General features: G+C 71.8%; 13 protein-coding genes. 7 read left to right on the top strand and 6 right to left on the bottom strand.

Going from position 1 to position 15,137, the window contains the following annotated elements:
* Positions 1–16 precede the first annotated feature (16 nt).
* Positions 17–2,158, top strand: coding sequence for an MMPL family transporter (locus ACIPYW_RS04340; protein ID WP_400411070.1), 2,142 nt, complete (start codon positions 17–19; stop codon positions 2,156–2,158).
* Between the two features lie 12 nt (positions 2,159–2,170).
* Positions 2,171–2,824, top strand: coding sequence for a GntR family transcriptional regulator (locus tag ACIPYW_RS04335; protein WP_400411068.1), 654 nt, complete (start codon positions 2,171–2,173; stop codon positions 2,822–2,824).
* A 12-nt stretch (positions 2,825–2,836) separates the two neighbouring features.
* On the opposite strand, the gene ACIPYW_RS04330 is transcribed toward ACIPYW_RS04335, so the two are convergent.
* Positions 2,837–3,613: an IclR family transcriptional regulator gene (locus ACIPYW_RS04330; protein ID WP_400411066.1), complete on the bottom strand. Its 777-nt coding sequence runs from the start codon at positions 3,611–3,613 to the stop codon at positions 2,837–2,839.
* 56 nt (positions 3,614–3,669) lie between these two features.
* Positions 3,670–5,901: an FAD-dependent oxidoreductase gene (locus ACIPYW_RS04325; RefSeq protein ID WP_400411063.1), complete on the bottom strand. Its 2,232-nt coding sequence runs from the start codon at positions 5,899–5,901 to the stop codon at positions 3,670–3,672.
* Positions 5,902–6,008: 107 nt separating this feature from the next.
* Between ACIPYW_RS04325 and ACIPYW_RS04320 the strand changes: the two genes are divergently transcribed.
* Complete coding sequence (locus tag ACIPYW_RS04320) at positions 6,009–7,376, top strand: MFS transporter (RefSeq protein ID WP_400411061.1); 1,368 nt, start codon at positions 6,009–6,011, stop codon at positions 7,374–7,376.
* Positions 7,377–7,512: 136 nt separating this feature from the next.
* Positions 7,513–9,042, top strand: a complete 1,530-nt coding sequence (locus ACIPYW_RS04315) for an LCP family protein (RefSeq protein ID WP_400411058.1) — start codon at positions 7,513–7,515, stop codon at positions 9,040–9,042.
* Positions 9,043–9,057: 15 nt separating this feature from the next.
* On the opposite strand, the gene ACIPYW_RS04310 is transcribed toward ACIPYW_RS04315, so the two are convergent.
* Positions 9,058–9,456: a TetR family transcriptional regulator C-terminal domain-containing protein gene (locus ACIPYW_RS04310; protein ID WP_400412508.1), complete on the bottom strand. Its 399-nt coding sequence runs from the start codon at positions 9,454–9,456 to the stop codon at positions 9,058–9,060.
* Positions 9,453–9,692: a hypothetical protein gene (locus ACIPYW_RS04305; RefSeq protein ID WP_400412537.1), complete on the bottom strand. Its 240-nt coding sequence runs from the start codon at positions 9,690–9,692 to the stop codon at positions 9,453–9,455. Before ACIPYW_RS04305 ends, ACIPYW_RS04310 begins: the two co-directional genes overlap by 4 nt.
* 49 nt (positions 9,693–9,741) lie before the next feature.
* Between ACIPYW_RS04305 and ACIPYW_RS04300 the strand changes: the two genes are divergently transcribed.
* Positions 9,742–10,311, top strand: a complete 570-nt coding sequence (locus tag ACIPYW_RS04300; protein ID WP_400411055.1) for a sigma-70 family RNA polymerase sigma factor — start codon at positions 9,742–9,744, stop codon at positions 10,309–10,311.
* Positions 10,312–10,327: 16 nt separating this feature from the next.
* Positions 10,328–11,110 carry an endonuclease/exonuclease/phosphatase family protein gene (locus ACIPYW_RS04295; RefSeq protein ID WP_400411053.1) on the top strand — a complete coding sequence of 261 codons (783 nt, stop codon included), beginning with the start codon at positions 10,328–10,330 and terminating at the stop codon, positions 11,108–11,110.
* A gap of 3 nt (positions 11,111–11,113) precedes the next feature.
* On the opposite strand, the gene ACIPYW_RS04290 is transcribed toward ACIPYW_RS04295, so the two are convergent.
* Positions 11,114–11,917 carry a hypothetical protein gene (locus ACIPYW_RS04290; RefSeq protein WP_400411051.1) on the bottom strand — a complete coding sequence of 268 codons (804 nt, stop codon included), beginning with the start codon at positions 11,915–11,917 and terminating at the stop codon, positions 11,114–11,116.
* Positions 11,918–12,065: 148 nt separating this feature from the next.
* On the opposite strand from ACIPYW_RS04290, the gene ACIPYW_RS04285 reads away from it, so the two are divergent.
* The gene (locus ACIPYW_RS04285; RefSeq protein ID WP_400411049.1) at positions 12,066–12,965 is read left to right on the top strand and encodes an SDR family oxidoreductase; all 900 of its coding nucleotides are present in this window, start codon (positions 12,066–12,068) and stop codon (positions 12,963–12,965) included.
* A 92-nt stretch (positions 12,966–13,057) separates the two neighbouring features.
* Here ACIPYW_RS04285 and ACIPYW_RS04280 read toward each other — a convergent pair whose 3' ends face one another.
* Positions 13,058–15,136, bottom strand: coding sequence for an iron ABC transporter permease (locus tag ACIPYW_RS04280; RefSeq protein ID WP_400411047.1), 2,079 nt, complete (start codon positions 15,134–15,136; stop codon positions 13,058–13,060).
* Position 15,137: the final 1 nt, after the last annotated feature.

Genomic DNA, 15,137 nt, shown 5'->3' with positions numbered 1-15,137 from the left:
CGTGTACGCTCGCACCGTGTCCCGCTTCCTCCGCATCGTGCTCCCCGCCGTCGTCATCGTCGCCTGGCTCGCCGTCGCCTCCGTCGGCGGACCGTACTTCGGCAAGATCGCCGACGTCTCGACGAACGACCAGACCTCGTTCCTGCCGGCGTCGGCGGACGCCACGAAGGTGCAGGAGCGTGCCGCCGAGTTCCGGCAGGCGTCCGGGGCACCGGCGATCGTCGTGCTCGAGCGCGACGGCGGACTCACCCGGTCAGACCGCACCGCCGCCACGCAGCTCGCCGACACGCTCGGCGACCGCGACGACGTGCAGGGCGTGAGTCCCGTCATCCCGAGCGAGGACGGCGACGCCCTCGAGATCGTCGCGACGCTCACGCAGTCCGCGGAGACCGGTGACGCGGTCGAGGCGATCCGCACGGACGTCGACGACGCCCTCCCGTCCGGGCTGCGCGGGTACGTCACCGGACCGGCCGGGTTCACCGCCGACCTGACCGAGGCGTTCGCCGGCATCGACGGGCTCCTGCTCGGTGTGGCGCTGGCCGCGGTGTTCGTGATCCTCATCGTCGTGTACCGGTCGCCGCTCCTGCCCGTGCTCGTGCTCGGCACGGCGTCGTTCGCGCTCTGTGCCTCGATCCTCGTCGTGTACTGGCTCGCGAAGGCCGACGTCGTGACCGTCAACGGCCAGGTGCAGGGCATCCTCTCGATCCTCGTCATCGGCGCCGCGACCGACTACGCGCTGCTGTACACCGCGCGCTACCGCGAGGCACTCCGGGACCACCGCACCGGCAGGGGTGCGACGAAGGCGGCCCTGCGCGGGAGTCTGGAACCGATCCTCGCGTCGGGTGGGACGGTCATCGTGGGCGTCCTCTGCCTGCTCTTCTCCGACCTCAACTCGAACAAGGCGCTCGGTCCGGTGGCGGCGATCGGCATCGCGTTCAGCCTGCTCGCGGCGCTCACGCTCCTCCCCGCGCTGCTGCTCGCCTTCCGGCGCGCGGCCTTCTGGCCGCTCCGTCCGGCGCACGGGTCCGCCCACCCCGTCGTGACCGGTCCGGATGCGAAGGGGCTCTGGGCATCGGTCGGGAGGCTGGTGGCACGCCGGTCGCGGATCGTCTGGGTCGTGTGCACGGTCGGCCTCCTCGCCATGGGGGCCGGGCTGTTCGGCCTGCGTGCCGACGGCGTGCCGCAGAGCGACCTCGTGATCGGGGCGTCGCAGGCCCGCGACGGCCAGGACGTGCTCGCCGACCACTTCCCGGGCGGCTCCGGCAGCCCGGCGCAGGTCATCGGGAGCGCAGCGCGGCAGGACGCGCTGGTGCGGGCGATCTCCGACGTCGACGGCGTGGACGGGGTGACCGCGGCGGCGAAGGACTCGCCGTCCGGCACCGTGCCCGTGAGCGGCGCGCGCGGCGGGACGACCGGCGCTGGCACCGGCGGGAGCCCGGGTGAGCCGACCGTGTCACGCGGTGACGTCCTGCTCGAGGCGACCCTCGCCGACCCGGCGGACTCCGCGGCCGCCGAGCAGACGGTCCGCGACCTCCGGACCGCCGTCGAGCGGGTCGACCCGGACGCGATCGTCGGCGGGGTCACGGCGACCGCCCTCGACACGAACGACACGGGCATCCGCGACCGCTCGGTCATCATCCCGATCGTCCTCGTCGTGATCCTCCTCATCCTCATGCTCCTGCTGCGGAGCATCGTCGCGCCGCTGGTCCTCATCGGCAGCGTGATCGTCTCGTTCGCGGCCGCGCTCGGCGTCGGTGCCCTCGTCTTCGACCACGTGTTCCACTTCCCCGGCGCCGACCCGAGCGTGCCGCTGTACTCGTTCGTGTTCCTCGTGGCGCTCGGCGTCGACTACAACATCTTCCTGATGACCCGGGTCCGGGAGGAGGCCCTGCTGCACGGCCCGCGCGAGGGAGTGCTGCGCGGCCTCGGCGTCACCGGCGGCGTGATCACCTCCGCGGGCATCGTCCTCGCGGCGACCTTCGCGGCGCTCGGCGTCATCCCGATCCTGTTCCTGGCGCAGATCGCGTTCGTCGTCGCGTTCGGGGTGCTGCTCGACACCGTGGTGGTCCGGTCCCTGCTCGTCCCGGCCCTCACGTACGAGCTCGGACGGCGGGCATGGTGGCCGTCGCGCCTCTCGCGCGCTGCCCATCACATGTGACACGCTGGGCGCATGCCAGTGCCCTCGACCCAGCCCGCCGCCGAGCGGAAACTCCTCCGCGACACCGTCCAGGACAAGATCCGCGACGCGATCATGGACGGCACCCTCGAGCCCGGTGAGCGCCTGAACGACGACGACCTCATCGCCTGGCTCGGCGTCTCCCGCACCCCCATCCGCGAGGCCCTGGCAGAGCTCTCCCGGTCCGGCCTGATCGAGATGGCGCCGAACCGCTACACCCGTGTGGCGGCTCCCACGAAGGACGAGCTCCTCGACGCCTACCGGACCCTCGGGGTGATCTACGGCGGGGTCGTGCGTCTCGCGGTCCCGCGCTTCACCGAGTCGCAGCGCAAGAAGGTCGTCAAGATGCTCGACGACGTCGTCGCCCGCTCGTCGAAGGGCAAGCAGGACGAGGTCGCCCGTGACGGCGCGAACATCTACGCGATGTGGGTCGAGGCCTGCGGCAACGCGTCGCTCGCGGCACTCTGCCGGTCGACGACCGACGGCCTGGCGTTCAAGCTGCGGGTGCCCGAACTCGCCGACCTGATCCCCGTGGACACGGTCGTCCCCGAGCTCGAGAAGCTCAAGGCCGCCGTGCTGGCGAAGGACCCGATCGCGGCCGAGCTCGCGATGGAGGCCGTGCACCTGCTGCCCTCGCGCGACCAGTAGGTCCCGGCGTGGTCAGTGCGCGACCGCGCTGATCATCCCCAGCCCGACGCTGATGCGGTCCGCGACCTCGATGAGGTCCTCCGCGAGCACGGCGGTGTCGCGGTCCCGGAGCTGGGTCAGCCGCCCGGAGACCGACAGGGCCGCGACGATCCGACCCGAGGCGTTCCGGATCGGTGCCGCGATGCAGAACCGGCCGAGCGCGAGCTCCTGGTTCTCGACGCACCACCCGCGCCCGGCGGAGGCGACGAGGTCGTCGGTGAGGGCGTCGTGCGTCGTGATCGTGTGGTCGGTGTAGCGAGCGAGGTCCGTCCCGAGGAGGGCTTCGCGATCCGCCTGGGTCAGGTCGAGCATCAGCGCCTTGCCGAGTGCGGACGCGTGCAACGGCTGCCGCATCCCGATCATCGTGTGCGACTTCGGGGCGAGCGATCCCTCGAAGTGGCAGAGGTAGATGCACGACGTGTCGTCCTGCACGCCGACGTTCGCGGTCAGGCCGATCCGGTGCGCCAACTCCTGGGCCGCGGCGCGGGACTCGCGGTGCACAGGGTTGTGGTTGAGTCCCTGGCTCGCGAGCTCGAGCACCGCCCGGCCGACCGACCAGCCCTGGTCCGGATCGCGTCGGACGTACTCGAGCGACTCCAGCGTCGCCAGCAGTCGGCCCGTCGTCGAGGTGCCGAGCCCGATCGCACGGGCGATGTCCGAAGCGCGCATGACGCCGGTCTCGGACGCGCCGAGCGCCCCGAGGACGGCCGCGGCTCGCTCGATGCTCTGGTTCGGAGGGGTGGTCGCCATCCGTCCATTCTGGCCCGCCGCGCCCCCGGACACCCCGCGGTCGTCGGGCACGGCCCTCAGCGCACCTTGACCGCGCTCACCGTCACGAACGGTGAGCCGTTGGTCGCGGTCACCACGATGCGCACGGCACCGGTGCGGACCGGAGCGACGGTGTGCACGCGGTGGCGGTGCCGGTTGCCGCGGACCTCGGCGAGTGCCTGCCAGCCGCCGTCGACGCAGGCCTCGACCCGGTAGTCGCGCGCGAGCGTCGGGACAGCGTCCCAGTGGGTGCGGTGGTGGTGCAGGTTGATGAGGTCCGCGTCCACGTCGTCGTTCCAGACGATGCGCACCTCGCGCACGTCGACCGGTTCCGCCCACTCGAGCACCAGATCGGCTGTGCCGCCCGTCGCCGCGGACGACCACATGTGCGGTCCGCCGAAGGGTCGCTGGTAGCCGTCGGCCACCCGGGAGGCCCGCCACGCGTCGGTCGCGCCGGTCACGTCGAGAGCGAAGGATCGTCCGCGCAGGGCCCGGGCCTCCCAGTCGGTCACCGGCTGGTCGGCCTCCTCGGGGATGTGGTCGTCGAACTGCTCGTCGTCGGCCGACCGTGCCCGGAGAGCGAGGACGCCGTACGGGTGCCCGTCGGTCAGGACGAGCGACACCCCTGGTGCTCGTCGCACGACGACGACGGCGTTGCACGGCTCGTCCGGGTGGAACGCGAGGTCGACCTCCGTCTCGCTCGCGCCGGCGGCCACGGATGCGACGTGGGTCGAGACGCGGTCGATCGGCACGGCGTTCTGCGGCTTCCCGGTGGTCCAGACCTCGATCGTGACCTCGGACGCGGCGTCCGCGACCGTGCGCAGACGGAGCCGCCCGAGCGAGGGGTCCGCCGGCAGCAGGACGGCGACGTCCCGGTCGAGGGCGAACGTCTCGTCGGTCGCCCACGGGGTCGTGTCGATCGCGGTCAGCTCGCTGCTCGCCGTGATCCGGGCGTGGGGCACGAGGTCCGCAGGCAGCGGCGCGCGCACGCCGACGAGCGGAGCGTCCTCGTCGAGCAGGGTCCGCTGCAGGTCGACGACGTGGTCGGTCCCGAGCTCGCGCGGCGTCCAGCCGTGGCGGGCGACGAGGTGCGCGGCGGTCCCCGCAGCCTGGCCCTGCGCGGCGCACGTCGCCATGACCCGGGTGGAGCCGAAGGCCACGTGCGAGGCGGAGATGTCGCGCCCCGCGAAGAGCAGGTTGGACACGTTGCGCGAGTACAGCGACCGGAACGGGATGTCGTACGTGCCGTCGGTGTACCGCTGCTGCGCGCCGGCGGTCTCCGCGTATACACCCTCGACGGGGTGCAGGTCGATCGACCAGCCGCCGTAGGCCACGGTGTCGGGGAAGGACCGCTGGGCCAGGAGGTCCTGCTGCGTGAGTGTGTGGTCGCCGACGAACCGCCGGTACTCCCGCTTGCCGGGCACCGCGCCCACCCAGTCGAGCGTGAGCGTGTCGGCGTCGAACTCGCCGGAGTTCTTGATGTGGTCCCAGATGCCGTACACGACAGCCCACAGCTCGTCGCGGATCCGTTCGTTCTCCGCCACGGTGTCGAGCTCGCCGCCCCACTCGATCCACCAGTAGTTGCAGCCGTTGTCACCCGTGCGGATGGCCCGGTTCGCCAGGATCGGCGTCGACGTGACGTCGATCGCGATCGAGGGTGCCACGAACTTCTCCGACCGTCCGGTGTCGTGCGTCGAGAAGAAGATCGAACTGCCGAGCAGTTCGTCGTCGGCCTGCTCGGGTGCCCACTCCTCACCGTGCTCGTCCCGTCCTTCCCGACCGATCCGGTACTCGGCGCCGGCGAGGGCGCCCACGAGGCCGTCCCCGGTGCAGTCGAGGAACACGGGGCCCGTGAACGTGGTCTCGATCTCCGAGCCCATCGTCCAGCCGGTCACCGAGGTGATCCGGTCGCCGTCGGTGTCGACCGTGCGCACGTCGGTGTTGAGGTACAGGTGCACGCCCGGCTCCGCCCGCACGAGGTCGAGCACGACCTGGTCCCAGTAGACGGGGTTGCCCTGGGGGTTGCGGTACTGGTTCTCGAGGAAGAGCTCGCCCATGATCCCGGTCTCGCGGGCGAAGCGCTGCGTGCCGTGTGCCGTCGCGCCCACCACCCACACCCGGACCTCGCTCGAGGAGTTGCCGCCCAGCACGGGGCGGTTCGTGACGAGGGCGACGCTGGAGCCGAGGCGAGCGGCGGCGACGGCGGCACAGACGCCGGCGAGGCCTCCGCCGACGACCACGACGTCGTGGTGTTCGGTGTGGGAGAGCATGCGGTCACGGTACCACTGCACGGCCCGCATTTCCCACTGAGTGGCAAAGCAACGTCGAAGGGTGCTACGGTCAAGCAACTCTCGACAACGAAGTGTGAGGTCACCCCATGAGCGACGGAACCCGGATCCGGCACGACGCCGGCAGCGCTCCCGCCCCCGATGCCGCCACGACCACGGACGTCTCCGCGGCGCTCGCCGATGACGCCCGTCGGCAGGGCATGCGGAAGGTCATCGTGGCCGCCGGCGTCGGCCACTTCGTCGAGTGGTTCGACTTCGGGCTCTACGGCACCCTGGCGACCGTCATCTCGCTGTACTTCTTCCAGCAGGGCGACCCGCAGGTGGCCCTGCTCTCGGCCTTCGCCGTGTTCGGAGCCGGCTTCGTGATGCGCCCGCTCGGCGGACTCTTCTGGGGGTCGCTCGGTGACCGGGTCGGCCGGAAGACGACGCTGGCGACCGTCATCCTCATCACGAGCGGCGCGACCGCCGTGATGGGCATCCTGCCGACCTACCAGAGCGTCGGACTGCTCGCGCCGATCCTCCTCGTGGTCGTCCGGCTCGTGCAGGGCTTCGCAGCCGGTGGTGAGGGGGCCGGGGCGACGACCCTCCTCGCCGAGTTCGCCCCGTCGAACCGTCGCGGTTTCGTCACGAGCTTCATCGACGTGTTCGGCTTCGCGGCGTTCATCGTCGGCGGCGGTCTCGTGTTCCTCTTCACCGCGCTCGCGGGGGACGGGGCGCTCGAGTCGTGGGGCTGGCGCGTCCTCTTCCTCACCGCCGTGCCGCTCGGCCTCGTCGGGCTGTACCTCCGGACGAAGCTCGAGGACACCCCCGAGTTCCGTGCGCTGAAGGCGAAGGGCGAGGTCGCGGCGAACCCCCTCCGCCGGTCCCTCCGCTCGTCGTGGCGCGCACTGCTCTTCTGCATCGGCTTCGTCGTCCTGAAGGCCGTGGGGCACTGGATCCTGCAGACCTTCATGCCGTCCTACCTGCAGGCGGACCTGCACTACTCGCCGATGGTCTCGTACGGGGTCGTCGTGATCGGCTTCCTCGTGATCGCGTGCCTGGTCCCGTTCTTCGGCCTCCTGTCGGACCGGATCGGTCGGAAGCCCGTCATGCTCGCCGGTTGCGTCGGGTTCCTCGTGCTCACCTACCCGACGCTGATGCTCATGGACGCCGGCAACTTCGCGGCCGCCGCCGCGGCGATGGTGCTGCTCGGACTCTTCATGGCGATGTTCGACGGCGCCGTGAGCGCCGCGATGGCCGAGCTCTTCCCGACCGCGATCCGGTACGGCTCGATGGGCATCGCGTACAACATCAGCGTCGCCGTCTTCGGCGGCATCACGCCCTACTTCGCGACGTGGCTCATCGCGGCGACGGGCAACACGTTCGCCCCCGCGTTCTACGTCATGGCCGCCGCCGTGATCACCGGCATCACGGTGCTCCGCGCGCGCGAGACCCACAAGGGCGGGCTCGCGTCGTAGACGCGACCACCCAGCGGACGGGAGGCGCGGTGCAGGCCTGCACCGTGCCTCCCGTCCGTCTCGTGGTCGCGACGGTCCGGAGCGACCTGCCAGGCGTTCTCATGGCAGGTTCGAGCACTGCGGTTACCCTTTCCGGGTGAGCGATGCACCCGACGAGACGACCCGCCGCGCCCGGCGCGGCTCCGTGCCGCCCCGCCACGGGCGGCAGAAGCGGCGCCTGAGCGCCGTCTTCCCGGCGATCGCGGGTGTGGTCACCATGGCGATCGCCCTGAGCGGCGCGTACGCCTTCTACACGTACGACCAGCTCGCGGGCAGCGTCACGATCGTCAACGCGATCACCGGCAAGAAGGACACGAAGAACGACGTCGACGGCGAAGCGCAGAACATCCTGCTCGTCGGCGACGACCACCGCCCGGACAACGCGACCCCCGAGCAGATGGCCGAGCTCAGCACGACGAGCGACGGCGGGGCGACCAACACGGACACGATGATCGTGCTCCACATCAACGCCGACGGCTCGCAGGCGACGATGATCTCCTTCCCGCGCGACTCGTACGTCGAGATCCCGGGCGTCGGCAAGGGCAAGCTCAACAGCGCCTTCTACTACGGCACCCTCAACGGCGGGGGCGACACCGGCGGTGCGAAGCTGCTCATCAAGACGATCGAGAACGTCAGCGGACTGCAGATCGACCACTACGTCCGCGTCTCCCTGCTCGGCTTCTACCAGGTCGTCAAGGAACTCGGGCCGGTCGACGTCTGCCTGAACAACGCGGTGAACGACCCGTACTCGGGCGTGAACCTGCCCAAGGGCAAGAGCTCACTCGATGCCAAGCAGGCGCTCTCGTTCGTCCGCCAGCGCCACGGTCTGCCGAACGGCGACCTCGACCGCAACGTCCGCCAGCAGTACTTCCTGTCCCAGGAGGCCCGGAAGGTCCTGTCCGCCGGCACACTGCTCAACCCGGTCAAGCTCGGCAACATCCTCAAGGCGGTCGGCGGATCGATCCAGACCGACACCGACCTGGTGTCGCTCGCGGCCCAGATGCGCGACCTCCGACCCGGCAACATCCAGTCGGCGACGATCCCGACGCTCGGCACGCCGACGATCTACGTCAACGGGTCCGCGCTCTCGATCGTCCAGGTCGACGAGGTCGGTCTGCCCGCCTTCGTCCAGGGTCTCGTCGGGCAGCCCGAGGCCTACACCAAGGCCACGAGTGCACAGCCGGCGAGCACGACGGTCACCGTGCTGAACGGCAGCGGGGTCACCGGCGCCGCGGCGGCCGCGACGCAGAACCTCACCGCGCGCGGCTTCCAGGTCGGGACGCCCGGGTCCTCGGAGACCACGAAGGCCACGCAGGTCCAGTACCCGAAGGGCATGGAGTCGCAGGCGAAGGCCGTCGCGGCGGTCACCCCGGGGGCCGTCGCGGTCCGGACGAACGACGTCACGGGCGTCACGCTCGTGCTCGGCTCCGACGGCAAGACGGTGTCCGCTCCGGCCCAGCCTGGGTCGTCTGCCTCGACGCCGGCCGCCGGCGGGTCGGGCTCGTCCGGTGGGTCCTCCTCCGGTGGGTCGTCGTCCGGTGGATCGTCCGCGAAGCCGAGCAGCGAGCCCTCGCCCAAGTCGACCGACGTGCACAACTACGGCAAGGCGAACGTCTGCATCAACTGACGCCGGCGCTCGGTGTCACGCCGCGGTCGCGTGCTGCCGGATCGCCGCGATCGCGGTGTCCAGGCCGACGGCGAGCGGTCGCACGTCGCGGTGGACCTGCGCGAGGAGCAAGCCGCCCTGGAGCGCCACCATCACGGCGGTCGCCAGCGTGGCCGGCTCTGCGTCGGTGTCGAGCACGCCGCGCTGCTGCATCGTGGCGATCCCCCGGCGGAAGCCCTCCTCCCATCGGCTGAACCCGGCGGACACCAGACTGCGCGCGGCGCTGTCCCGCTCGGCGACCTCGGTGCCGAGCGAGCCGAGCGGACACCCGCCCACGCAACCACCCGCGTGCGCGCCGTCCACCGTGCGGTCCCGCCAGCGTGACCAGGCCTCCCACGTCGAGAGGTCGGCGTGGTCGGCGCCCTGGTGCGTCAGGACCGCGTCCGCCTGCCGGTCGATGACGTCGTGGACGAGCGCGTCCTTGCCCGAGGAGTAGTGGTACAGCTGCGACCGCCCGACACCGGCAGCAGCACGATGTCGTCGAGGGTCGTGCCGGCGACGCCGCGGGTCAGCATGAGCTCCGCGGCAGCGTCGACGATGCGGGCCCGGGTCCGCAGTCCCTTCGCGGTGCTGCGGCGAACGGTAGCGGAGGTGATCGGTGTGGTGGGCATGCGGAGAGCGTACTTGTGAGTCCATTTTGCAGCATGCAAAATACCGGATATGAACGACGAACTCCTCGCCAAGTGCTCCCAGGAGCGCGACCTGATGCTCGCCGTGGCCGCCGGTGACCGTCGCGCGTTCACGGCGCTGCACGAACGCTTCCGCCCGCTCGTCGAGCGGTACGTGCGCCATCAACTGAACGACCCCAGCCAGGTGGAAGAGGTCGTGCAGGACGTGTTCCTCGAGATCTGGCTGATCGCCGAGCGCTACGACCCGCGACACTCGGTCATCGCGTGGGTCCGGACGATCGCACAGCGACGGGCCATCGACCGTGTCCGGAAGAGCCGCGCCGACCGCGACCGCGACCTCCGCATCGGCGCCCGCGACCACGAGGTCGTCGACCACTCCGCCACGGAGCGCGCCGAGAGCGTCCTCGACCGCGCGGCCCTCCGCCGTGCCGTCGCCGAGCTGCCCCCGAGGCAGCGCGAGGCCGTCGTGCTCCGGCACCTCGTGGGGCTCTCCGGGCCGGAACTGGCGACCGAGCTCGGGGTCCCGGTCGGGACCGCCAAGACGCGGGCCCGCGACGGCGTCATCGCGCTCCGGCGGGTCATGGTCCCGGAGCCCGCGTGATCGGTAGGTTCGACGGGTGAGCAGCGCCGAGCGTCCGATCACCCTGATGACGTACAACATCAAGAACCCTGATCCCGCACACGACTGGCCCGCGCGGCTGCCGGTGCTGCTCGATATCGTGCGACGCCACGACCCCGACGTCCTGTGTGTCCAGGAGGCGTTCGACCACCAGATGGACGACCTGCGCGCCGGACTGCCCGAGTACGGCGACGTCGGTCAGGGCCGGGAGGGCGGGAGCGCGGGTGAGCACGCTGCCGTGTTCTTCCGACGTGATCGACTCCGTCCCGTCGAGCACGGGTCCTTCTGGCTGTCGGACACACCGGACGAGCCGGCGTCCAACACCTGGGGGAGCGTGTTCCCCCGGATCGTCAACCACGCGCGGTTCCTCGACGTCGACGGCGCGGCCTTCACGCTCGTGACGACCCACCTCGACCACGAGGAGGGCCCGCACGGTGACGAGGTCCGGGCGAGGAGCACGGCCGTGATCGCGGAGCGCACGGCCGCCGTCGACGGGCCGGTCGTGGTCGCCGGGGACTGCAACGAGCCGGCCGGCGTCGGTCGGGCGTCCCGGGTGCTCGTCGAGGCCGGGTTCACGGACGCGTGGGACGTCGCCGGGGATCCGGAGGACCGGACCGCGACGTTCAACGACTGGGAGCCGCCGGTGGCGTCGGGTGAGCGCATCGACTGGGTGTACACGCGGGGTGTGCGCGCCGTGGACCGGGTCGTGATCGACCACGACGGGCCGGAGACCTGGTTCGCGAGCGACCACTTCCCGGTCGTCGCGACGATCCTGGTGTGAGGGTCAGCAGCCGCTCGTCGCGTTGACCGGCATCGGGGAGCCGAGCACGGTCACGGTGGTGTCGTCGGTCAGGGCGGAGACACCGTTGCGTCCGGCGTCGTCGCCGCGGGTGTCCTCGGCGTCGTCGGTGTCCGGGTCGGACGCAGCACGCGCACGGCGGTCGTCGCTCGACCGGTCGTCGCTGGACCGGTCGTCCGTGCGCTGCTCGGTGTCGTCCCAGCCGCGCTGGAGGAGCACCTGCCAGGCGGAGGGGTCGTCCGAGTCGTCCGAGCCGAAGGACATCCGGTCCTCCGGAGCGGTCCGTTCGATGCGTCGCTCGATGTCGTCGCCGACCTGCACGCCGTGCGGACCGGACAGCTCGACCATCGACCCGCTGCGGGAGCGGACCTCGTCACGGAGGACGCGGATCTCGACGGCGTTGCCGAGCTCGGCGGGCGTGGCCAGTGCGGCGACACGGATCGCACCGCCCCAGGTGTAGGTCGTGCCGGCCGGGAAGCACGCCCCGCCGTCTCCCTCGGCCGTCTGGGTGCGCGACGGCGTGCCGAGGAGCCGGTTGAGCAGGGAGACGGTCGACCGCGCATCGCGCATCGACACGTCGACGACGGTGCGGTCGTCACGCTCGAGGACGAGCGACTCGGCGCTGAGCTCGATGGCGTCGACGCGCTTGAGCTTGCCGTTCGACACGGACGGCGTCGAGCTGGCCGTCTGCGTGGGTTCCGCCGCCCCGGCGGGTGCGCCGGTCGCGAGCACGGTCGCCGAGGCGGCCAGCACGGCGACGCCGAGCGCGAGGGAGGGGCGGAAGGTCACCAGTCGACCGTACGGCCTCGGACCTCGGTGGACGACGGGTGTTACCGAATCGGTTCCGGGCCGTCACCGCACCGTGACATTCGGCGACACCCGTCGGGGGACAGCGCCCTGGACGTCGGCGCTGCCCGGCCTGCGTACCGTACGGCGCATGACGGACCAGTACACGATGCAGGACCCGACCGCGATGTACGCGGACAAGAAGCCCGACGAGCAGTACCTGCCCGGCGCCGGCACCGACGAGGAGATGGCGCAGAACGTGCCGGCCGACCACGGTGAGGACACCTACCGCGGCTCCGGTCGTCTCGAGGGCCGGAAGGCGCTCGTCACCGGCGGGGACTCCGGCATCGGCGCCGCCGTCGCGATCGCGTACGCACGGGAGGGCGCCGACGTCGCGATCTCCTACCTGCCCGAGGAGGAGGAGGACGCGCAGCGCATCGTCGGACTCATCGAGGCCGCCGGACGGACGGCGGTGGCGCTGCCCGGGGACATCACGTCGAAGGAGTGGTGCGAGGAACTCGTCGCGAAGGCCGTCGAGGGCCTCGGCGGACTCGACATCGTCGTGAACAACGCCGGCAAGCAGCAGAACGTCGACTCGATCACCGACATCGAGGACGAGGAGTTCGACGAGACGTTCAGGACGAACGTCTACGCGACCTTCCGCATCACGAAGGCCGCCGTGCCGCACCTGGCTCCCGGGTCGACGATCATCAACACGACGTCGATCCAGGCGTACGCGCCGTCACCGCACCTCGTGCACTACGCCGCGACGAAGGCGACCGTGAACAACCTCGCCAAGGGCCTCGCCGCGCAGCTCGCGCCGAAGGGCATCCGGGTGAACGCCGTCGCACCCGGTCCGATCTGGACGCCGCTGCAGCCCGCCGGCGGGCAGAAGCCCGAGGACCTCCCGAGCGCGGGCGAGCAGACCTACCTCGGTCGCTGGGGCCAGCCCGCCGAGCTGGCGCCGGCGTACGTGTTCCTCGCCAGCGGCGAGTCGTCCTACGTCGTGGGGGAGACGCTGCACGTCGACGGCGGGATGCCGACGCCGTAGCGGCGACCACGTGACGGACGGGAGGCACGGTGCCGGCTGGCACCGTGCCTCCCGTCCGTCAGAGTGTGAACACCGTCAGAGTGCGAGCGCCTTCAGCGCGTGCGCGGCGTGCGCAGCAGCAGCCACACGAAGTACGGCGTCCCGACGAGCGCGGTGAGGATGCCCGCACCGAGCTGCGCCGGCGCGATGACCGTCCGTCCGAGCAGGTCACCGAGGCAGACGAGCACCGCACCGAGCAGCACCGCCACCGGCACGACCCGGGCGTGCGCTCGACCCACCAGCGAGCGGGCCGCGTGCGGAGCCACCAGCCCGACGAAGCCGATCGTGCCGACCGCCGCGATCGCCGTCGCGGTGAGCAGCACCGAGAGCGTCAGGAAGCCGAGTCGGGTCCGGTCGAGTCGGACGCCGAGCAACCGGGGCGAGTCCTCGTCGAGCGAGACGAGGTCGAGCTCCCGGTGCGCCGGCAGCACGAGCACGAGCGCGACGACGAGCACCACGACGACCGGGAAGGAGTCCTGCCACGTCCGGCCGTACGTCGAGCCCGACAACCAGGTCAGTGCCTTGTTCGCGTTGAACGGATCGGTGACCACGATGAGCAGGCTGATGAGTGCCGTGAGCCCGGCCGACACCCCGACGCCGACGAGCACGAGGCGGTTCTGTCGGAAGCCCCCGCGCGCAGCGAGACCGAACACCACGAGCGCCGCCAGCGCGGCACCGGCGAACGCGGCCCCGGCCACGCCCCACGTCGACGCCGCGGGGACCGCCGTCACGACGAGCACGGCACCGAGGCCGGCCCCGCTCGAGACGCCGAGGACCCCGGGGTCGGCGAGCGGGTTGCGGGTGACGCCCTGCACGAGCGTCCCGGCGAGTGCCAGCGCCGCACCGGCGAGGAGCGCGGCGGTGACCCGCGGGACACGGGTGTCGAGGATGAACGAGATCGCCTGGTTCGCCCGGCCGGTCAGCCAGTTCGTCACGTCACCCAGGAGGAGCTTCGCGTCCCCGAGCAGCACCGATGCGACGACCACGCCGACGAGCACGGCCACGAGGGCGACGACCGTCAGGGCGACCGCGAGTCGACCGGGGATCCGCGAGACCTCGAGCGGGGTGGTCTGCCCGGTGTCGCGCATCCGGAGTGCCATCACGACGAGGAACACCGCGCCGACGACGCTCGTGACGACGCCCGTGGGGACGGTCACGGCCCGGTCGCCCGAGACGACGGCGCGGAGCAGGACGTCGGAGGCGACCACGATGCCGGCACCCACGAGGCCCGAGACGGTCAGGAGCGCCCAGGATCGGTGCAGGGTGGGGAAGGTCCGCGCGACCGGGCGGACGAGCGCCGGCGCGCACAGGCCGACGAAGCCGATCGGTCCGGCGATCGTCACCGCTGCGGCGGAGAGCAGCACCGCGAGGACGACCGCGAGGATGCGGGTGCTCCGGACCGGGACGCCGAGCCCGCGGGCGGCGTCGTCGCCGAGTGCCAGGGCGTCCACCCGGTGGGAGAGGACGAGGAACCCGACGACCCCGACCGCGACCACCGGGAGCATCGGCAGGATCGTGTCGTACCCGTTCTGCGCGATGCCGCCCTGGTTCCAGCTGTAGAGACCCCGGGTCTGCTGCGGGAACAGCAGGACCAGCGCCTGCGTCACCGAGCCCAGACCGAGGGCGAGCGCCGTCCCGGCGAGGACGAGCCGCAGGGTCCCGCTGCCGAGTCCGGACAGTGCGAGCACCAGTGCGGCGGCGGCGAGCCCCCCGAGGAACGCGATCCCGGACTGCGCGACGACCGGCAGCCCGATGCCCGACACCGAGACGATGCCGAGCGCGAGGTACGCGCCGGCGTTGACGGCGAGGGTGTCCGGCGCGGCGAGCACGTTCCGGGTCACCGCCTGCAGTGCTGCGCCGGCGACACCGAGCGCGAAGCCGACGACCAGCCCGGCGACCGCACGGGGGAAGCGGGAGGCGACGACGACCGACGCGTCGGCGCCGTCCACCCGGCCGGTGAGGGCCTTCCAGACGTCAGCGACCCCGACGTTCGCGGTGCCCTGGGTGGTGTCCACCGCGGCGAGCACGGCGACGAGCGCGATCCCGGCGACGAGGAGCAGGACGCCGAGCGCGGGCCGGGCGACGCTCGTGGAGCGCCTCCCGGCCCGCGCCTGCGTGGCGGTGCCGGTCACC

The sequence above is a fragment of the Curtobacterium sp. NPDC089689 genome, from assembly GCF_044749145.1.
In the GTDB taxonomy this organism is placed as follows: Bacteria; Actinomycetota; Actinomycetes; order Actinomycetales; family Microbacteriaceae; genus Curtobacterium.
Note: the sequence above shows the minus strand (reverse complement) of the source record. Positions and strands in the feature narration are given on the sequence as shown.